We start from the raw sequence: 18289 nt of genomic DNA on the forward strand, positions 1-18289 counted from the left end.
TTTTGTCTGCGCTGCGATCAGGGGGCCGCGAGCACGCCCACGCGGAAGGTCGGGCTGCTGCCGCCGGTGCCGGACAGGTGGCTGAACACGCGGCCGCTGGCGATCAGCGCGCCGGTGGTGCCGCTGTTGTCGGTGGTGGTCACCATGCCCGCCGCGGCCTGGGTGAAGTCGAGCTGGAAGCCGCCGGTCTGGTTCATCGTCATCGGGTCGAGCAGGTCGACGCGCGCGCCCTTGACCAGCGACGCGGTGTAGGCAAAATCGCTGCCCGAGCCGATATAGCCGCCATCGAGCTGGCCGCTGGCGACGGTGGTGGCCGGCGCCATCAGCGCGAGCCCCGATTCATCGTCGACATTGACCGTCAGCGGCAACAGCGAGATCTGCGCATAGCCGGTGCGCACCAGCAGCGGCACCAGCGCGCCGTTGAGCTTGCCGACCACCATCAGCCCCTTGGCGCGGCTGGCATTGTTGGCGGTGATGGCCTGGTTGTGGAACGACGGATAGCGGCGGCTGCCGTCGGCATTGCTGCTCTCGAACGCGCCGTCGGCGCTGCGCAGCTTCCAGTTGTTGCCGGTGCTGCGGCAGTTGCCGGCCGCGGTGGTGCAGCTGCCATCGGCGTGCAGCGTCTCGGTGGTCTGGGCGGTGGCGGGCGTGAAGTGGCTCGAGGCAGTCAGCGCGCCGCCGGACGGCACCTGGTGGTAGCCCAGCAGGTTGTAGGTGCCGGCCACCTTGGCGAAGTCGGTCTCGGTCTGCGCGAATGCCAGCACCGGATAGAAGGGGAAGGTGGTGGCCGGGATCGCACCGAGGCCAAGCACGCCCGCATAGGAGATGGTGGCGCCGGGGATGCCCCCGCCGGCGACGCCGTTGCCGAGGAAGATCACCGGCGGCTTGGCGCTGTCGATGCTTGCCTGCGAGACGCCGTCCGACGCCGTGGCAGTCTGCAGCGCCACCGCGCAGCGGTTCTGCTCCGCGGTGGGCAGCGAGGTCAGGTTGGCGAAGGTGCCGGTGAAGGTCACGCCGGCGCGCGTCGGACTGACGCTGCCGGGCTGCTTCGGCACCGGCGACTCGATGATCTCCAGCTGGTACGTGCGCGCCGCGGTATCGAAGCGCAGCTTGACGAGTTCGCCCGCGCCGGAGCCGCCGGTGAAGGTGGTGCCGTAGTCCAGCGCCGCCGGGCACAGCGATCCGGGCGGGCCGCCGATGGTGACCGGCCCCTGTGCCGGGCACGTGCCGGTGTCCGCGCATTGCGGCGGCGCCTGCGTGCCGGCGCGCGGCGCGTCCTCATCGCCGCCGCCACCACCGCAGCCGGCCAGCGCCGCGGCAACACTCACCCCTGTCACAACCAAAGTCCTGCGCCAAAGCCTCGACATGGTCATTGCCTGTCTCCTGTTTTGCCTGCGACCCCTGTTGCCGGATCGGTCGTCCGGCTCTGCGTCCGGATCCTGTCGTGTGCGGCGACTGTCGCCGCGCGCGGGTTTCAGCGTCAATAGAGCGGCCGTTCCAAACGGCGCGGCCGCCGCGCCGTCTCAGAAGCGATACTCGGGATTGGCCGGATCAAATGCCGAGGCCTCGAAGGTCTTGCGCACCAGCTTGTCGAACACGATCTTCTCGACCATGTTGCCGTCGGCATCCCACGCGGTTTCCACGCGGATATACGGATGCTTCAGGTCCAGCATCAGCTGCACCCGCTTGGCGTAGTACTGCGGCGCGCCGGCCGGCAGGTCCCAGGTCAGCGCCACCATGCGCACGCCCTGCTCCTGCACGATCTCGGCCTTGCCGTATTTCTCGGACAGGCCGGCGGCGCGCAGCGATTTCGCGTCGCGCTCGAGCATCGACAACACATACTGGAAGCCCAGGTCGCGCACGGTATGGTTGGACTGCGATCGCGCCAGCGAACCATCGAGCGCGATCCACATCGAGGTGAAGCCCAGCACGCCGCCCAGGTGGCCGTACATCTCATCCTTGCGGCGGGTCTCGTCATAAAGGATTTCCTGGCCCGCCTGCGGGCCGCCTGGCAGCCACTTTGCGTAGAGCTGGCGCGGCGCATGCCGGTAGCGGATCTGCATCTTCGCGGGCTGTTCCTGCCACTGGCCGTTGAGCCGTTCCTGGCGCGACATCCAGTACTCGTATTCGGGATAGCGGTTCATCTCGGCGCGCGCCCATTTCAGCAGCGCATCGGGCTGCAGCGCCTGGAACACGGCCAGCACCTGCGCATCGGACAGTCGCGCGAGCTCGCCGCTGGCGACCTGGCGCGAGAACAGCGCGGCCTGCTGTGCCGAGGGCAGGCCGTCATAGGCCGTGCCTGCCGCGGCGGCGGTGCCGGCCGGCTGGGCCATGGCGACGGGCGGCAGCGCCAGCGGCGCGGCCAGCAGGCCGATGACGGCGGCGGCGACAGCGGCAAGGTGGCGCTGTCGGACCGATGGTCGGTTGGATGATCGGATCGGCGGATGGATTGACACGGCAGCTTCCTCCTCATGACAGGAACAGCGAACAGGGTTACCGCAGCGCCCGCAGCGATGCACCGGGCGCACGGGTCCACGGGGCCGCGGCGCGGCCTCGCTGGGTAAATCGACGGTTCAGGTTGCGTGAGCGCGGCGGCGCCGTGCCGGCGGTAACCGGCGGCGGCGCGAGCCGCTATGTCCTGGTGCGCATTCGCATCCAGTCGTCCAGCGGGTTGCTGGGAAAGCTCACGGTGTGCTCGCGCGCGCGCACCGGCACGCTGGTCACGGCGGCGCGCTTGGTGCCCGCATTGCGCGCCGTGCGTGCGCTGGTGCGGGCCTTGCCGAGGGCGGCGGCGGCATGGCTGGCCGCGTCGTCCATGGTGGCCGCGATCGCGGCCACGCTGGCATCCGGGTCATCGGCGGGACTGCCGGCGCGCTGCCCGCGGTGCTGCGGGTCCTCGCCCAGCTCGAACACCGACTGCAGCGCCGAGAGCTGGTCCGCGCCGGGCTGCGCCACGTTCAGCACGGCTTCGACCATCGCGGTGAGCTGGGCCAGCACGTGCGCATCGCTCATCTGCCGGCCCTGCGTGAACGCGGGCAGCAAGCTGGCCAGTTCCTCGCCGGCGAGCACGCCGGCCAGCGCCTTGAGCGCGAACTGCAGGCGCCATCCCAGCTCTTGCCGCGGCAGCGCCGGGATGGCGCGCGCGAAGGCATCGAAGAAGCGGCCGTACACCGCCGCGTAGTGCTCCAGCAGGTATTGCTGGATAAAGGGCGAGGTATCCGAATACACGCGTCCCAGCAGTCGCAGGAACGACGGCCCGCCCACCGCCGGGTCGCGCGCCATCTGCAGCGCGGGCACGAACAGCGCGCCCATCACGTGTTCGCAGCGGATGGCGTGGCCGGGCCAGCGCGCTTCGCACGCATCGAGCAGCGCCAGGCGCCGCGCGTTGAGCGGGTCCAGGCGCCGGCTCAGCACGGCGTGCATCATGATGTCCTTGCTGCGGAAGTGGTAGTTCACGGCGGCCAGGTTGACGATGGCGCGCGACGTGACCTGCCTGAGCGAAGTGGCTTCGTAGCCGACCTCGGTGAACAGCTTTTCCGTGGCGTCGAGAATCCGGGCCTTGGTGTCTCCTGCCGAGCTTTTGCCGGTCTTCATGGGGGCGCTTCTCTCTTCGGTACCGCGATAAACCCCTTTGCAATTGGCTGCGCTGTCCGCTCCCTGCTCTGACGGCATACGGATGCTTGAAACAGCTGTACGAAGCCTATCCACGGCTTCGGGCGTTTCACAAGACTTGAATTGGAATGGACATTCTAAAAACCGATGTTGTGTGGGCCATCGCACGGCATTGTCCGCCGCGCCATGCAGCGGGCACGCTGGCCGCATGGCTGCGCAACCAGACAAGGCAGTGCCGGCCTCGCGCGAATCCATCATGACGTGAGGTTTTGCGCCAGCGCGTCGGTATTCTGCGCGGCGAGCGCGAACACCGACAGTTGCGGGTTCGCACCCACGCTGGTCGGGAACACCGAGCCATCGAACACCGACAGGTTGGCCAGCTGGTGATGGCGGCCGCGGCTGTCGACCACGCCGCCGCGCGGATCGTCGCTCATGCCGCAGCCGCCCATCAGGTGCGCGGTGAACAGCGCGGTGCGGAACGGCTTGAGCGGCAGCCGCGCGATGCCCTCGCGCGCTTCGGGCCAGCTGCGGTACTCGGCGGCGTCCACGTGCGCGGGCCGCACGCGTTCGGCGCCGGCGGCGAACTGCGCCTGCGCCATGCTCAGCCACGCGCGCCGCACGCCGTCCCAGGCGTAGTCGCTCATCTCATAGTCCAGCAGCGGGCTGCCGTCGGATGCCAGGCGCACGCGCCCGCCCGGGCTTTCCGGCACGAAGCCGTCGCGCAGCAGCGCCAGCATGGCGTTGGTATGCGGCAGCTGCGCCATATCGCGGCGCAGCGCCTCGCCCACGCCGTTGACCACGCCCGCGCTGATGCCGGGGAACATCGGCGGCACCTCCAGCTTGTAGCCCATCGGCCCGGTCGTGCCGTCCCGCCACTGGAAGTGGTCAGAGGCGATCGACTGTGGCGCTCCATAATACGGATCAATGCGCTCAGGCATTTTGGCGATGCTGATATTCACCGGATGGATAAACGTTCGCGCGCCCACCCGCTGATGCGGGTCCGGCACGCGCGAGCGCAGCAGCAATGCCGGCGTGTTGATGGCGCCGCCGGCGGCGACCACGTGCCGGGCGCGCACGACCACGCTGATGCCCGTGGGCGTATAGCCGTCGGCGCCGAGCGCTTCGCCGGTGACGAAGCGCACGCGTTTGCCGTCGTGGTCGAGCGTGCGCACGCGCACGCGGTGCACCAGCGTTGCGCCGCTGGCCAGCGCCGCGGGAATGGTCGAGACCAGCATCGACTGCTTGGCATTGACCGGGCAGCCGAAGCCGCAATAGCCCGAGTTCCAGCAGCCCTTCACGTTGCGCGGGATCACGTGCCATTCCCAGCCCAGCGTCTCGCAGCCGCGCCGGAGCACGTCGTTGTTGGGGTTGGGCGCCATCGCCCACGGGGCGATACCCAGGCGCGCTTCCACCTGCTCGAACCACGGCGCCATCTCGGCCTCGCCGTGGCCGGTGACGGCGTGGTGCGAGGCCCAGTGCGCCAGCGTCTGCGGCGGCGTGCGGAAGCTCGACGACCAGTTGACCGTGGTGCTGCCGCCGACCGCGCGGCCCTGCAGGATGGCGATGGCGCCGTCGGCGGTGGTGCGCGCCGCGGCCTCCTGGTACAGCTCGCGGTAGGCGCGGTTCTCGTCCATGTCGCGGAAGCTGTCCGAGGTGCGCAGCGCGCCCTCTTCCAGCAGCACCACGCGCAGGCCGGCGCGGCTGAGGGCCTCGGCGCTGATGCCGCCGCCCGCGCCGCTGCCGACGATGACGACGTCGGCATCGAGCGTGCGCGGGGCGGTGAAGGTGCTGGCGTCGAGCACTTTCCAGCCGGCGGCGATGCCGGCATCGTAGAGATTGTCGATGGCCATGGCGGTGTCAGGCGTGCAGCGCCCGGTAGATGGCCGCGTCGGGGCCGGGATAGCCGCTGCCGGCCCATGCGGCCGGCAGCGCGTAGTAGCCCACGCTGGCGAGCTTGACCAGCACCACCGCGCCGGCATTGAGCGTGGCCAGGCGGCTGCCGCGCCAGCGCGCCAGGAACGCCTGCACCTGCGCCGGCGTGGCGGCGTTCCAGTCCTGGCGGATGCCGGTCAGCGCCCAGCGCAGCGGCGTGCTGGCCAGCAGGCCGAACAGCTTGCGCAGCTCGGCCTGCGCGCCCGCGCCCATCGCGGCGCAGGTGGCGTCGATATTGCGCAGCGCGTCGTGCGCCAGCGCAGCCTGGCGCGGCGGCGGGGCTTCGGCCAGTTCGGTGACGATGGCCGGCAGCAGCGCGCGGAACATCGCCACGTCGTCCGGGCGCAGGAACGACATGCCCGCCTGCGGAGCGGGATCGGCGGACGAGCAGCCGGCCAGCGACGGCACCAGCGCGGTACACGCCAGCGCGGCCGAGAAGCCAAGGCCCACCTTGAGGAAGCCGCGCCGCGTCAGCGCGTGCAGCGCATCGGCATCGGCCACCGCGCGGCGGTGATGAGGGTTGGGGCGCATCGGGTCTCCTTGCGTCAGTTTCTTGTCTTCGCTGTGCTGTGCGGGCGGGCAGGCCCGCATTGACGCTAGCCGGAGTTTGGATAAAGATCGGTGCCCGGTCTTGATCCCGCATGACAGGTGATTTGATGCCACGCGCCACTCCGACCGATGGCGGTGCCAGTGCCGGTGGTACGCAGGCCGGCACCGCATCCGGTACCCCATCCGGCACCACATCTGGCACCGTCTCGCTCGCCTACCTTCGCGCCGTGCTCGACCACGGCGAGCGCCAGGGCATTGCCCCGGCCGCGCAGCTGCGCGCCGTCGGCGTGCCGCCGGCGTTGCTGGACGCGGGGGCGCAGGCGCAGACCGCCACGCGCATTGCCGGCGCGGCCTATCTCGCCCTGCTGGACTGGCTCGAGCAAGCCACCGGCGATGCCGATGTCGGCCTGCGCGCCGGCGCCGCCTTCGCGCCGCGCCACTATGCCGAGATGGGCTACGTGGTGCTGACCACGCCCACGGTGCGCGACGCCATCCTGCAGGGCATCCGCTATGAAGTGCTGGCCAACGACATCGGCGGCACCCGCCTGATCGAAACGCCGCAGGCCGCGTGCATGACGTGGCAAGCGCGGCACGGGCCGCTGTCGCGCCATGCGCATGAGCTGCATATGGCCACGTGGGTGGTGTTCGCGCGCTGGCTGATCGGCAACCAGCATGTGGCGACGCAGGTCGAATTCCCGCACGCCGCCCCCGCCGACACCCGTTTGCATGCCGAGGTGTTCGGCTGTCCCGTGGTCTTCAACGCTGCGCGCCATGCCATGCATATCGACCGCGCCCTGCTGGACCTGCCGTCACTGCAGGCCGATGCCGGCATGCAGGCACAGATGACGCGCATCGCCGACACCCAGCTGCAGCAGGTCGTGCCCGCGGGCGCCGACGCCTTGGCGCAGGCGCGTGCCTGCATCCGCGCGCGGCTGCCGCAAGGCGAAGTGCCGATCGCCGCCGTCGCCGCGCACCTGGGCCTGCCGGTGCGCACGCTGCAGCGGCGGCTGCAGGCGCAGGGCATCAGTTATTCACAGCTTGTGGATAACGTGCGGCAAGCGCTGGCCCAACAGTATCTGGCCGAACCTGGCCTGAGCCTGGCGCAATGCGCGATGCGGCTCGGCTATTCCGAACAGAGCGCCTTCACCCACGCGTTCAAGCGCTGGACGGGTGAAACGCCGCATGGCTGGCGCAAGGGCCGGGCTTCCTAGCGCCCGTTTGTTGCGGACACGCCTTCGTCATCGGCGAAGGCCGGAAAAAATCCTGCGGTTTCAAACGCACTCGGCCGTCGCCGTTTGCAAAGGGCGATGCCGCCCTCTGTCGCCGTTTGATGTGCGCCAGGCGCCGCTGGCAAACCACGAAAATTAGAACGATCCTTCGATTCACGGCATTGACCACCCCGGCCGCGCTTCCTACGATGACATCCATCAATGTCACAATAAACACTGTCGTAAAAGTGAGGAGCGCGCATGAATGCACCCGCGGAGTTGCCGCCGGCGTTGTCGCCGCAGTGGCCACCACAGGCACCCCCTGCCCCCGAGCACACCGACATCGCCATCATCGGCAGCGGCTTTGCCGGCCTGGGCATGGCGATCCGGTTGCGCGAGCGGGGCGAGCACGATTTCCTGGTGTTCGAGAAAGCCGGCTCGGTCGGCGGCACCTGGCGCGACAACCACTACCCCGGCTGCGCCTGCGACGTGCAGTCGCACCTGTATTCCTTCTCCTTCGCGCCCAACCCGGACTGGTCGCGCATGTTCTCCACCCAGCCGGAAATCCGCGCCTACCTGGAGGACTGCACCGACCGCTTCGGCCTGCGTCCGCACCTGCGGCTGCACCATGAGCTGCGCCACGCCGCCTGGGACGAGTCCGCGCAGCTTTGGCGGCTGCGGATGGCCGACGGCAAGGAGGTGCGGGCGCGCGTGCTGGTGTCGGGCATGGGCGGGCTGAGCCGGCCTTCGTATCCCGACATCCCGGGGCTGGACACGTTCGAGGGCGAATGCTTCCACTCGCAGCACTGGAACCACGCGTATGCGCTGGGCGGCAAGCGCGTGGCGGTGATCGGCACCGGCGCCAGCGCGATCCAGTTCGTGCCGCAGATCGCGCCGCAGGTGGCGCAGCTGGACCTGTACCAGCGCACCCCGCCGTGGATCATGCCCAAGCCCGACCGCGAGGTCAGCGCCGCCGAGCGCTGGCTGTTCCGCCGCCTGCCGTTCACGCAGAGGCTGGTGCGCACCGGCATCTACTGGATGCTGGAGTCGCGCGTGCTGGGCTTCGTGCTGCATCCGAAGATCATGAAGATGGTCGAGCGCGTCGCGCGCCGCCACCTGGCCCGGCAGGTGCGCGACCCGGCGCTGCGCGCGGCGCTGACGCCGGACTACACCATCGGCTGCAAGCGCGTGCTGATCTCCAACGACTACTACCCGGCGCTCACGCGCGACAACGTCGACGTGGTCACCACCGGCATCGCGCGGGTCGAGCGCGACGCGGTGGTGCTGCGCGACGGCACGCGCCGGCCGGCGGACTGCATCATCCTTGGCACCGGCTTCCACGCCACCGACCCGCTGCCGCGGGGCGTGATCGCCGGCATCGGCGGCGTCGACCTGGTCGATGCGTGGTGCGACGGCGCGCAGGCCTACCTGGGCACCACGGTGTCGGGCTTTCCCAACCTGTTCTTCGTGGTCGGGCCCAACACCGGCCTGGGCCACAGCTCGATGGTGTTCATGATCGAGTCGCAGGTGGCCTATATCACCGACGCGCTGCGCCAGATGCGCCGCGAAGGCGTGCAGGCGGTGGACGTGCGCGAGCCGGTGCAGCGCCGCTTCAACCAACGGCTGCAGGCGCGGCTGGGCCATGCGATCTGGTCCGCCGGCGGCTGCGCCAGCTGGTACATCGACCCGCGCAGCGGCCGCAACACCACGCTGTGGCCGGGCTTCACCTGGCAGTTCCGCCGCGCCACGGCCAGCTTCCGCATGACCGACTACGACCTGTACCCGGTGCGCCGCGCCGTGCCGGGCGAGGCCGCGCGGCAGCCGGCGGCGGACGTCGCCAGCGCCGCGGGTGCATGACGCACGCGCGTTTCCCCTGCGTACACCCAGAACAACGACACACACCGCAAGGAGACCGGACATGAAGGACTTCCGCAACAAGGTTGCCGCGATCACCGGCGCCGGCTCGGGCATCGGCCGCGCACTGGCGCTGGCGCTGGCGCGCGAGGGCTGCCAGCTGGCGCTGTCGGACCGCAACGAGGCCGGGCTGGCGCAGACCGCGGCGCAGGCCATGGCCGCGGCACCGCATGCCCGCATCACGCAGCACAGCGTCGACGTGGCCGACCGCGCCGCGGTCTATGCGTGGGCCGCGGCCGCCGCCGAAGCGCACGGCCGCGTCAACCTGATCTTCAACAACGCCGGCGTGGCGTTGTCCAGCACGGTCGAGGGCATGAGCTACGACGACCTGGAATGGATCATCGGCATCAACTTCTGGGGCGTGGTGTACGGCACCAAGGCATTCCTGCCATACCTGAAGGCCAGCGGCGACGGCCACGTGGTCAATACCTCGAGCATCTTCGGCATCTTCGCCCAGCCCGGCATGGGCGCCTACAACGCCAGCAAGTACGCGGTGCGCGGCTTTACCGAATCGCTGCGGCAGGAGCTGGACCTGATGGACTGCGGCGTGTCGGCCACCACCGTGCACCCCGGCGGCATCAAGACCAATATCGCGCAGGCCAGCCGGGTCTCGGCCAGCGTCAACGGCTTCCTGGTGCGCGATGCGCAGCACGGCAAGGACGAGTTCGAAAAGTTCTTCATCACCTCGCCCGACAAGGCCGCGCGCGTGATCCTGGAGGGTGTGCGGCGCAACCGCCGGCGCGTGCTGATCGGGCCCGACGCCTACGCCGCCGACGCCATGGCGCGGCTGCTGCCCGCCGCCTACCAGTCGCTGGTGGTGCGCGAGACCCGCCGCAAGCGCGATCTCGGCAAGGTGACGGCGCCCGCTTCGGTGGGCCAGGGAGAGCGCCCGTGAACCGCCTTGCGATGGAAGCCGACGCGGCGCTGCTGGCGCCCCCCGGCATGCTGACGCGCTGGTTCGGACAGGGCCGCGTGGGTCTGTTCAGCCTGTCGCGCGCGACGCTGGCGCAGCGCCATGCGCTGCCGGCCTCGCGCTGGGTGCGCGTGCTCGATGCGATGGTGCACTACACCGATGAAGGCCCCGCCGACGGCGAGACCCTGGTGCTGATCCACGGCTTCGGCGCGTCGCTGCATACGTGGCAGGGACTGGTGCCGGCGCTGGCGCAACGCTATCGCGTGCTGCGGCTGGACCTGGCCCCGTTCGGGCTGACCGGGCCGCTGCGCGATGCACGCGGGCGCATCGAAACCATGGACGTGCACCGCTACCGCGACTTCATCGATGCCTTCCTGGCCGCGGTGAACGTGCGCCGCGCCAGCGTCATCGGCAATTCGCTGGGCGGGTTGATCGCGTGGGACCTCGCGGTGCGGCGCCCGGGTGCCGTGGACAAGCTGGTGCTGATCGATGCCGCAGGCTTCCCGATGAAGCTGCCGGTCTATATCGACCTGTTCCGCCATGCGCCGGTGCGCTGGTCGGCGCCGTGGCTGCTGCCCGAATTCATCATCCGCGCCGCCACGCGCGACGTCTACGGCGATGCCTCGCGCGTGCCCGAGGCCACCTTCCGCCGCTACGTGGACTTCTTCTATGCCGAAGGCAGCCGCGAGGCCGTCGGCAAGATGGTGCCCCGGCTCGACTTTGCCCAGCTGGACACCCACCTGCTCGGCAGCGTGCGCGCGCCCACGCTGGTGCTGTGGGGCGAGCGCGACCGCTGGATCCCGCCCGCGCACGCGCAGGCCTTCGCCGAGCGCATTCCCGGCGCGCAGCTGCGCCGCTACGCGGGGCTGGGCCATGTGCCGATGGAAGAAGACCCGCCACGCGTGGCCGCGGACCTGCTGCCATTTCTAGCCAACTGACCATGCATCGCGCCGGCGCCGCGCGCGCCGGCTGTCACCCAAGGAGACCGCCATGATGCCAGTCCGCCGCGACGTGCATCCCCACCTGCCGCCGGAGCGCATCAGCGACTGGCACGAACGGGGCCGTCACGTCACCCATTTCCTCAACACGCTGTCGATCTTCTTCCCCGCCGGCGAGCGCTTCTTCATGGACAGCGTGCGCAACTACCGCGACCAGGTGAAGGACCCCGAGCTCAGCCGCGCCATCGCCGGCTTTATCGGCCAGGAGGCGATGCATACGCGCGAGCACATCCTCTATAACCGGCTGATGGAAGACGCCGGCCTGCCCGCCGCGGCGCTGGACCGCGCGGTATGGGTCCTGCTCGACCTGCTGCGCAAGATCCTGCCCAAGTCATGGCAGCTGGCGCATACCATCGCGCTGGAGCACTACACGGCGATGCTGGCCGGCGGCGTGCTGAAAGACGTGCGCCACCTGGGCGCAGACTCGCAGGCCGGCTACCGGCAGGTGTGGACCTGGCACGCGCTGGAGGAAACCGAGCACAAGGCGGTGGCCTACGACGTCTGGAACACCGTGATGAAGCCCGGCCCGTACCGCTACTTCGTGCGCACCTTCACCATGCTGACCACCACGGTGACGTTCTGGGCCATGGTGTTCGTGTTCCATATCGCACTGGTGATGGGCGACAAGGGTTGCCGCAACAAGCTGCGCGGGTTTGGTACCGCGCTGCATTTCCTGTGGGCATCCCCCGGGGCGCTGCCGCGCATGATTCCGGAGTGGCTCAGCTACTTCCGCCCCGGCTTCCACCCGTGGGACGACGACAACCGCGCCGAGCTGTCCCGCATCGATCCGCTGGTCCGGGAGATCGAAGACACCGCGCGCGCCGCCGGCGTCTCCACCCGGGCACCTTCGCTGCGGGGGAGGACGGCATGACCATCTGGCAGTGCCAAATCTGTGGGTTCGTTTATGAAGAAGCGCTCGGCATGCCCGAGCACGGCATCGCGCCCGGCACACCGTGGGGCGCGGTCCCGCCGGAATGGAGCTGTCCGGACTGCGGCATGGCGAAAGCGGATTTCGACATGGTTGCGCTATAGGCGCGGGGGAGAGGTCGGCAAGGGCTGAGGTGCTGCATAACGTGACGGCGTAGCTCCCCTCTCCCGCGAAGTGGGAGAGGGGAGCAAACCCGTGGCACGCTAGGGCTTTGCGGGGCTCCCACCCTCGTCATCATGCAAATGCTCGATGATCGCCGCCACCCGGTCGCCCAGGTACTTGTTGGCCGAGATCTCCAGCGCCCGCATCATTTCCGTCTCGGCCATCACCAGCGCCAGCGGGCGGATGCGCCACAGGATGTCGACCAGCCGCGGCACGTCCTGCGGCGGCGGCAGCTTGCCTTCGCCGAAGCGGTCCAGCTCGCGCACCACGGTGGCGACGATCTGGTCTGAAACCGCCTGGAAATGCGCGCGCGACTGCGCGATGATCTCCAGCACGTCTTCCAGCGCAAAGCCCGCGTGGGCGATTTCGGCGCCCGCGGCCAGCGCGCGCGGGCTGCGCGCCAGGTAGCCCAGCCCGTCCGGTTCCAGCAGGCCCAATGAGATCGCCTTGGCCAGCGCCGGGCGCGAGATCGCACGGCCGAACAGCCGCGCCAGCGCCAGGTAGGAATAGTGGCGCGGCGTTTCGTTGGTCCAAGGGCTGCTGATGGCCGTCTCCAGCCCCAGGATCGAGCGCAGGTCGTGCCCTTCGACGATGGCCTTGAGCAGCTCGGTGATATTGGCCAGCGTGTAGCCGCGCGCCAGCAGGTGGTGGATCAGCTTGAGCCGCCCGAGGTGCGCCTGGGTGTAGATGCCCACGCGTCCGCGCCGCTGCGGCGGGTCGATCAGGCCGCGGTCCTGGTACGAGCGCACGTTGCGCACCGTGGTGCCGGCCACCCGCGCCAGTTCGTCGATGGTGTATTCCGGGGCGGGCGGCGGTCCGGATGCGGCGGACGCCGGGCGGGAGGGAGGCGAAGGTTGGCGGCGCCGGGTCAGTGTCATGCCAAAAATTCTAACCGAGGAACGCGGCAGGCAAAGTGGCGGCGGGTTTTGCCGATAATGCAGGCATTGCCCCCACCGCGACCGTCCGCTTCCCATGCATATCCGCTGGCTCGAAGACTTCGTCTGCCTAGCCCAGGCCGGCAGCCTCGCGCGCGCCGCCGAGCTGCGCAACGTGACCCCGCCCGCCTTTGGCCGGCGCATGCAGGCGCTGGAAGTCTGGGCCGGCGCGCCGCTGATCGACCGCAGCGCCTTCCCGGTGCGCCTGACCGCCGAGGGGCGCCAGTTCCTGGAAGCCGCGCAGAGCGCGCTGCGCACGCTCGACGACACGCGCCTGGCGCTGCGCGCCGCGCACCGCGCCGACGCCAGTACCGTCACCATCGCCACCGGCAAGACGCTGGCGCGCTCGATGGTGCCGGCCTGGCTGGCGGGCCTGCGCGAGGCGCTGCGCCATGACCCCGCCGCGGCCGGCTTCCGCACCCGCCTGTCGACCTTCCCGATGCACGACGCGCTGGCGATGTTCGCCGAGGGCGATGCCGATTTCCTGCTGTGCTACAGCCCGCCCGACCTGCCGGTGATGCTGGACGACGCGCGTTACCAGTTCCACCTGGCCGGCGTGGAGCGGCTGGTGTGCGTCAGCGCCGCCGATGCGCGCGGCGCGCCGCTGCACCGGCTGGGAACGGGAAAGGCCACGGGCAAGACCGCGGCCAGGCCGGTGCCGATGATCGCCTACGCCGAGACCCTGACGCTGGGCCGCATGGTCAACCAGGAGATCGCGCGCCGCAAGCTGGCGCCGCGCCTCGACGTGATCGCGGTCAGCGACTTTGCCGAGTCGGTGCACGAGATGGTGCGCCAGCGCATGGGCCTGGCCTGGCTGCCGGCGCGGCTGATTGCCGATGACCTGCGCGACGGCCGGCTGGTGCGCGCCATCGCCGCGCCGCGCGGCGACGACGCAGGTGCCGGCGGCGGCGACCTGGCGCTCGACATCCGCCTGTACCGCCCGCGCGCGCCGATGCGTGCGCTGGCCGAGGCCTTCTGGCAGGCGGCGGTGCAGGCGCCGCGCTGAAGCGCGCCGGCGCCTCTTGCCGAATTGGCAACCGCGGTTGCCAAAGCCGCACGGCGTGCCCGGTGCCGCGCTTCTACCATCGGTCCACAACTATGATTCCGGGACCTGGAGCCAAGACCATGAAGACCACCCTGCGCGCGGCCGCTGCCGCACTTTGCCTTGCCGCATCCGCCGGCGCCGTTTCCAATGCCGGCGCCGCCACCGCCGCCTGGCCCACCAAGCCGATCACGCTGGTAGTGGGCTACACCGCCGGCGGCAGCGTCGACCTGGTGGCCCGCACCATCGCGCCGGAGCTGGGCAAGCGCCTGGGCCAGAGCGTGGTGATCGAAAACCTGGGTGGTGCCGGCGGCACCATCGGCGCGGCCAAGGTGGTCAAGGCCGAAGCCGATGGCTACACGCTGCTGATGGGCTCGGGCAGCGAGGTGTCGATCGCGCGCCTGACCAACCCGGCGGTGCGCTATGACGGCGAGAAGGACCTGGCGCCGGTGACCTTTGTCGGCACCCAGCCGATGGTGCTGGTCGGCAAGCCCGGCCTGCCGGCGAAGAACGCGGCGGAACTGATCACGCTGGCCAAGGCCCAGCCCGGCAAGCTGTCGTATGCCTCGTCCGGCGTCGGCACGCCGCTGAACCTGGCGGGCGAGCTGATCAAGCAGCAGGGCAAGGTCGAGATCACGCACGTGCCGTACAAGGGCGCGTCGGCCATGGCCACCGACCTGCTCGGCGGACAGATCGACCTGGCGGTGATGGTGCTGTCGTCGGCGCTGCCGCATATCCAGGCCAACCGCGTGCAGGCCTACGGCGTGACCGGCGCCAAACGCTCGCCGGTGGCGCCGAACGTGCCCGCGCTGGCCGAGACCCCCGCGCTCAAGGGTGTGGACATGGGCGTGTGGTTCGGCCTGATGGGCCCTGCCAGTCTGCCCAGGCCGGTGGTCGAGCGGCTGAACACCGAGATGCAGGCCGTGCTGGCCATGCCGGACGTGAAGAAGAAGCTGGCCGAGGCCGGCGTGGAAGTGGCGCCCGCCAATCCGGCGCAGTTCGGCAGCTTTATCAAGCGCGAGACCGGGCGCTATCGCACCATCGTGCAGACGGCGGGGATTCAGCAGTAGGCAGCATGGCGAGGCGGCGTCGCTTTTGCAGGCGCCGGCCCTCTCCCCCGCCCCTCTCCCGCACGCGGGAGAGGGGAGCACACCATCGGCAGGGACGAGAGCCGAAGCGTTTTTCGATCCGCCGGTTTGCTTCTCTCTCCTGGCCGCGGGAGAAGGAGACCACCATCGGCATGAACGAACGCGGAAGCCTTTCTGATCCGCCGGTTTGCTCCCCTCTCCCGCTTGCGGGAGAGGGGTTGGGGGAGAGGGCCGGCGCGTGCCATGGCGCCGCCGCCCGCACACTCCCTGTCCCTATCACATCGACCCGGCAGGCACCGACCCGCCAGGCACCCTGAACGCACCGACTCCCATGACCCTCCAGCCCACCGCACCCTTCGAAGCCTATCCCGTCGACGTCGCCTTCCCCGACATCCGCCCCTACGCCGCCGGCAACACCGGCATCCCCTACCTCTACACCTTCGACAGCGGCCAGCCCGGCCCGCACGTGATGGTCAACGCGCTGACCCACGGCAACGAGGTCTGCGGCGCCATCGCCGTCAAGGCGCTGCTCGACCACGGCCTGCGCCCGCGCCGCGGCCGCCTGACGCTGGCCTTTGCCAACGTCGATGCGTACCAGCGCTTCGATCCCGCCCGGCCGGACGCCTCGCGCTTCGTCGACCAGGACTTCAACCGCGTCTGGACCGCGAAGGTGCTCGATGACGCCGGGCTCGATTCGTCGGAGCTGCGCCGCGCGCGCGCCATGCGGCCGGTGATCGACACCGTCGACCTGCTGCTGGACCTGCATTCCATGCATGAGAAAAGCCGGCCGCTGATCGTCTCCGGGCCGCTGGACAAGGGCATCGCCCTGTCGCGCGCGCTCGGCGCGCCGGCCGATGTGATCGTCGACGAAGGCCATCCCGAAGGCCGCCGCATGCGCGACTACGATGGCTTCGGCGATGCCGCCAGCCCGCGCAATGCGCTGCTGATCGAATGCGGCCAGCACTGGGAGCCGGCCGCCGTGACGGTGGCGCAGGACAGCACCGCGCGCTTCCTGCTGCACGCCGGCATCGTTCAGGAGAGCGACCTGCCGGCCGGCTGGCTGCAGCCGCTGCCTGCCGCGCAGCGCGTGGTGCGCGTGACCGAGCCGGTGGTGGCCTCCAGCATGGACTTCCGCTTTGCCGGCCCCTACACCGGGCTCGAAACCTTTACCGAGGCCGGGACCGTAATCGGCTGGCGCGACGGCGAGCCGGTGGTGACGCCGTATCCGGATTGCGTGCTGGTGATGCCATCGCTGCGCCAGCTGCGCCCGGGCGTGACCGTGGTGCGCCTGGGCCGGCCGGAGCGCTGACCCGGGTACGCTGGGCCGGGCGCGGCTGCGCCCGGCAGGATGCTGCGCACAGGCTCATGGCGCGGCCCTCCGGTTGACTGCAGATCGGCTACGCGGCCGGCGCGGTCCCCGTGCCCGCCGGCGGCGGAGGCGGCGGCAACATGCCGGGGAACAGCTGCTCGACCAGTTCATCGAGCTTGGACGACGGCTGCACGAAGTTGCTCAGGTTCAGCCCGCCGGCGCTGCGGTTGGCGTTGTAGATCGCCTTGCCGACCCGGTCGCCATTGAGAAACACGGTGATGTCGGCGTTGTTCAGGTAGGCGTTCCAGTACCAGGCGCCGCGCGCCGTATACAGCGCCACCATCGGGCATGCCGCGACCGAGGTCTGCGCCTGCAGCACCTTTACCTCGAAATTGCGCCGCCGCAGTGACGACAAGAAATCCTCGACAAAGTCATTGCCGCTGACCGGATTCACCACTACGCACAGCAGCGTGCCGTGGGCACCGTAGTTGCCCAGCGGGCCGCCGCCGGCCGGCAGCTGGAACGCGACAACGGGATCGGTGGGGTCAAGGCGGTCGACCGGCGTCACGGCCTGGTAGGTCGAGCAGCCGGTGAGCAGCAGGCCCGCGCAGGCCGCCAGCAGTGCAAGCTTCATGGAATGTCCTGGATGGCTGGGCGGCGCGCCACGACAAGGCGCAATGGCCACCGCATATCTTCACACTGTAGGCGCCGGCAGGCCAATCCAATCGGGCAAACAGAAGCGCAAAACGGTCGCTTCTGGCGTTGCGGACGTAGCTGCGGATGACGCCTCAGCCGCCCTGCGCCAGCCGGCCCACCAGCACCAGGCAGAGCGCGGCCAGGCAGACCCCGACCACCGCCACCTGCACGCGCGTCACGGGTTTGCCGCCGAACAGCGTCTGGCTGAGCCATGCGGGCGAGATCACGCCGACGAGGGTCGCCACCATGATCAGGAGGGCAAGGACGGACAGTACGGATTGCATGGCTGGGTAACTCCGGAATCGTCGCGGGCGCGCTCAGTTGGCGCCGCCGCGCAGCAGGCAGTCGCGCAGCAGCGGCATGCCGTCGGCCAGGCCGGCGCCGTTGCACTCCACCGCCACCTTCTGGCCGCGCCGCACCATGGTGGCGCGGGCTTCCACTTCACACTCGCGCCCGGCCGGGCCGCAGATCTGGCGCGGCAGCAGCAGCGCGCGCACATTGGCGCCGGGGTCGTTGGTGCGGATATCGACAAAGACCTGATCGCCGTCGCGGCGGATGCCGCTGGCAACGCCTTCGACGATCAGGTACTGGTTCAGGTAGCGGCGGTCGGCTTGCGCGGGATTGTCGCGGTACGCATTCAGCAGCGCGTCGGCCTGCAGTTGCGGCAGGCGGTCGGCGGGGCGTTGCGGGTCGATGCTGATCGGATCGAGCGTGCCGTTGCGCGGCACGCCGCGCACCTCGCTGGCCGCGGTCTGTACGTCGGCCTGCATGTCGGCCGGCGCCTCGGGCGCCGCGCCGCCGACATCGTCGCGGCGGTCATTGCCGGCAAACCACAACATGCCAAGGACAGCCACGGCAACGATGGCAATGAGGATTTGCTGGGTGCGGTTCAACATCGGGACAGTCCTGCGTCAGTGAAAGCGGAAAGCGGAAGGCGGATTATGCGCCCTGCCTGCCGCAAAAGCGCCCGATCGCCGCGACGGCATGGTCGACGCCGTGCCCG

The 18289-nt window shown here is 70.0% G+C and carries 18 protein-coding genes; 9 read left to right on the forward strand and 9 right to left on the reverse strand.

What is annotated here, in order from left to right:
* Positions 1–17: 17 nt before the first annotated feature.
* The 5 genes from FHX60_RS24125 to FHX60_RS24145 form a co-directional block, all read right to left on the reverse strand.
* Positions 18–1373 (reverse strand): DUF2957 domain-containing protein, encoded by a 1356-nt coding sequence (locus tag FHX60_RS24125; RefSeq protein ID WP_183284862.1) that lies wholly within the window; start codon positions 1371–1373, stop codon positions 18–20.
* 150 nt (positions 1374–1523) lie between these two features.
* The gene (locus FHX60_RS24130; protein WP_112776000.1) at positions 1524–2456 is read right to left on the reverse strand and encodes a DUF1571 domain-containing protein; all 933 of its coding nucleotides are present in this window, start codon (positions 2454–2456) and stop codon (positions 1524–1526) included.
* A 175-nt stretch (positions 2457–2631) separates the two neighbouring features.
* Positions 2632–3594 carry a TetR/AcrR family transcriptional regulator gene (locus FHX60_RS24135; protein WP_183284863.1) on the reverse strand — a complete coding sequence of 321 codons (963 nt, stop codon included), beginning with the start codon at positions 3592–3594 and terminating at the stop codon, positions 2632–2634.
* 272 nt (positions 3595–3866) lie between these two features.
* Positions 3867–5462: a GMC family oxidoreductase gene (locus FHX60_RS24140; RefSeq protein ID WP_183284864.1), complete on the reverse strand. Its 1596-nt coding sequence runs from the start codon at positions 5460–5462 to the stop codon at positions 3867–3869.
* Positions 5463–5469: 7 nt separating this feature from the next.
* Positions 5470–6075 (reverse strand): hypothetical protein, encoded by a 606-nt coding sequence (locus FHX60_RS24145; protein WP_183284865.1) that lies wholly within the window; start codon positions 6073–6075, stop codon positions 5470–5472.
* Positions 6076–6200: 125 nt separating this feature from the next.
* Here FHX60_RS24145 and FHX60_RS24150 point away from each other — a divergent pair, with 125 nt between their 5' ends.
* The 6 genes from FHX60_RS24150 to FHX60_RS24175 all read left to right on the forward strand — a co-directional run bounded on the left by FHX60_RS24150 (position 6201) and on the right by FHX60_RS24175 (position 12158).
* Positions 6201–7304, forward strand: coding sequence for an AraC family transcriptional regulator (locus tag FHX60_RS24150; protein ID WP_183284866.1), 1104 nt, complete (start codon positions 6201–6203; stop codon positions 7302–7304).
* Positions 7305–7562: 258 nt separating this feature from the next.
* Positions 7563–9158, forward strand: coding sequence for a flavin-containing monooxygenase (locus tag FHX60_RS24155; protein ID WP_183284867.1), 1596 nt, complete (start codon positions 7563–7565; stop codon positions 9156–9158).
* A gap of 61 nt (positions 9159–9219) precedes the next feature.
* On the forward strand, positions 9220–10110 hold the full coding sequence (locus FHX60_RS24160) for an SDR family NAD(P)-dependent oxidoreductase (RefSeq protein ID WP_183284868.1): 891 nt from the start codon (positions 9220–9222) through the stop codon (positions 10108–10110).
* Positions 10107–11066, forward strand: a complete 960-nt coding sequence (locus tag FHX60_RS24165) for an alpha/beta fold hydrolase (RefSeq protein ID WP_183284869.1) — start codon at positions 10107–10109, stop codon at positions 11064–11066. Before FHX60_RS24160 ends, FHX60_RS24165 begins: the two co-directional genes overlap by 4 nt.
* A gap of 52 nt (positions 11067–11118) precedes the next feature.
* Positions 11119–11997 carry a metal-dependent hydrolase gene (locus tag FHX60_RS24170; protein WP_112776007.1) on the forward strand — a complete coding sequence of 293 codons (879 nt, stop codon included), beginning with the start codon at positions 11119–11121 and terminating at the stop codon, positions 11995–11997.
* Positions 11994–12158, forward strand: a complete 165-nt coding sequence (locus FHX60_RS24175) for a rubredoxin (RefSeq protein WP_092315400.1) — start codon at positions 11994–11996, stop codon at positions 12156–12158. The genes FHX60_RS24170 and FHX60_RS24175 overlap by 4 nt, the downstream gene beginning before the upstream one ends.
* 99 nt (positions 12159–12257) lie before the next feature.
* Here FHX60_RS24175 and FHX60_RS24180 read toward each other — a convergent pair whose 3' ends face one another.
* Positions 12258–13094, reverse strand: a complete 837-nt coding sequence (locus FHX60_RS24180) for a MerR family transcriptional regulator (protein ID WP_183284870.1) — start codon at positions 13092–13094, stop codon at positions 12258–12260.
* A gap of 94 nt (positions 13095–13188) precedes the next feature.
* Here FHX60_RS24180 and FHX60_RS24185 point away from each other — a divergent pair, with 94 nt between their 5' ends.
* The 3 genes from FHX60_RS24185 (at position 13189) to FHX60_RS24195 (ending at position 16590) form a co-directional block, all read left to right on the forward strand.
* Positions 13189–14157 carry a LysR family transcriptional regulator gene (locus tag FHX60_RS24185; RefSeq protein ID WP_183284871.1) on the forward strand — a complete coding sequence of 323 codons (969 nt, stop codon included), beginning with the start codon at positions 13189–13191 and terminating at the stop codon, positions 14155–14157.
* Positions 14158–14276: 119 nt separating this feature from the next.
* Positions 14277–15263 (forward strand): Bug family tripartite tricarboxylate transporter substrate binding protein, encoded by a 987-nt coding sequence (locus tag FHX60_RS24190; RefSeq protein ID WP_183284872.1) that lies wholly within the window; start codon positions 14277–14279, stop codon positions 15261–15263.
* Positions 15264–15612: 349 nt separating this feature from the next.
* The gene (locus FHX60_RS24195; RefSeq protein ID WP_183284873.1) at positions 15613–16590 is read left to right on the forward strand and encodes a M14 family metallopeptidase; all 978 of its coding nucleotides are present in this window, start codon (positions 15613–15615) and stop codon (positions 16588–16590) included.
* 88 nt (positions 16591–16678) lie between these two features.
* On the opposite strand, the gene FHX60_RS24200 is transcribed toward FHX60_RS24195, so the two are convergent.
* The 3 genes from FHX60_RS24200 to FHX60_RS24210 form a co-directional block, all read right to left on the reverse strand.
* Positions 16679–17224 carry an Sbal_3080 family lipoprotein gene (locus tag FHX60_RS24200; protein ID WP_183284874.1) on the reverse strand — a complete coding sequence of 182 codons (546 nt, stop codon included), beginning with the start codon at positions 17222–17224 and terminating at the stop codon, positions 16679–16681.
* A 154-nt stretch (positions 17225–17378) separates the two neighbouring features.
* On the reverse strand, positions 17379–17570 hold the full coding sequence (locus tag FHX60_RS24205; protein ID WP_183284875.1) for a hypothetical protein: 192 nt from the start codon (positions 17568–17570) through the stop codon (positions 17379–17381).
* 33 nt (positions 17571–17603) lie between these two features.
* A complete protein-coding gene (locus FHX60_RS24210) occupies positions 17604–18182 on the reverse strand; it encodes an OB-fold putative lipoprotein (protein ID WP_183284876.1) in 579 nt (192 codons plus the stop codon).
* Between the last annotated feature and the right edge of the window lie 107 nt (positions 18183–18289).

It is taken from the genome of Cupriavidus alkaliphilus, from assembly GCF_014191175.1.
Taxonomy (GTDB): Bacteria; Pseudomonadota; Gammaproteobacteria; order Burkholderiales; family Burkholderiaceae; genus Cupriavidus; species Cupriavidus alkaliphilus.

Coding starts and splice junctions, on each gene's coding strand:
- FHX60_RS24205 (WP_183284875.1), bottom strand. CDS start 17,570: ATGCAATCCGTACTGTCCGTCCTTGCCCTCCTGATCATGGTGGCGACC.
- FHX60_RS24210 (WP_183284876.1), bottom strand. CDS start 18,182: ATGTTGAACCGCACCCAGCAAATCCTCATTGCCATCGTTGCCGTGGCT.
- FHX60_RS24155 (WP_183284867.1), top strand. CDS start 7,563: ATGAATGCACCCGCGGAGTTGCCGCCGGCGTTGTCGCCGCAGTGGCCA.
- FHX60_RS24190 (WP_183284872.1), top strand. CDS start 14,277: ATGAAGACCACCCTGCGCGCGGCCGCTGCCGCACTTTGCCTTGCCGCA.
- FHX60_RS24150 (WP_183284866.1), top strand. CDS start 6,201: ATGCCACGCGCCACTCCGACCGATGGCGGTGCCAGTGCCGGTGGTACG.
- FHX60_RS24145 (WP_183284865.1), bottom strand. CDS start 6,075: ATGCGCCCCAACCCTCATCACCGCCGCGCGGTGGCCGATGCCGATGCG.
- FHX60_RS24185 (WP_183284871.1), top strand. CDS start 13,189: ATGCATATCCGCTGGCTCGAAGACTTCGTCTGCCTAGCCCAGGCCGGC.
- FHX60_RS24200 (WP_183284874.1), bottom strand. CDS start 17,224: ATGAAGCTTGCACTGCTGGCGGCCTGCGCGGGCCTGCTGCTCACCGGC.
- FHX60_RS24170 (WP_112776007.1), top strand. CDS start 11,119: ATGATGCCAGTCCGCCGCGACGTGCATCCCCACCTGCCGCCGGAGCGC.
- FHX60_RS24175 (WP_092315400.1), top strand. CDS start 11,994: ATGACCATCTGGCAGTGCCAAATCTGTGGGTTCGTTTATGAAGAAGCG.
- FHX60_RS24140 (WP_183284864.1), bottom strand. CDS start 5,462: ATGGCCATCGACAATCTCTACGATGCCGGCATCGCCGCCGGCTGGAAA.
- FHX60_RS24180 (WP_183284870.1), bottom strand. CDS start 13,094: ATGACACTGACCCGGCGCCGCCAACCTTCGCCTCCCTCCCGCCCGGCG.
- FHX60_RS24160 (WP_183284868.1), top strand. CDS start 9,220: ATGAAGGACTTCCGCAACAAGGTTGCCGCGATCACCGGCGCCGGCTCG.
- FHX60_RS24195 (WP_183284873.1), top strand. CDS start 15,613: ATGACCCTCCAGCCCACCGCACCCTTCGAAGCCTATCCCGTCGACGTC.
- FHX60_RS24125 (WP_183284862.1), bottom strand. CDS start 1,373: ATGACCATGTCGAGGCTTTGGCGCAGGACTTTGGTTGTGACAGGGGTG.
- FHX60_RS24135 (WP_183284863.1), bottom strand. CDS start 3,594: ATGAAGACCGGCAAAAGCTCGGCAGGAGACACCAAGGCCCGGATTCTC.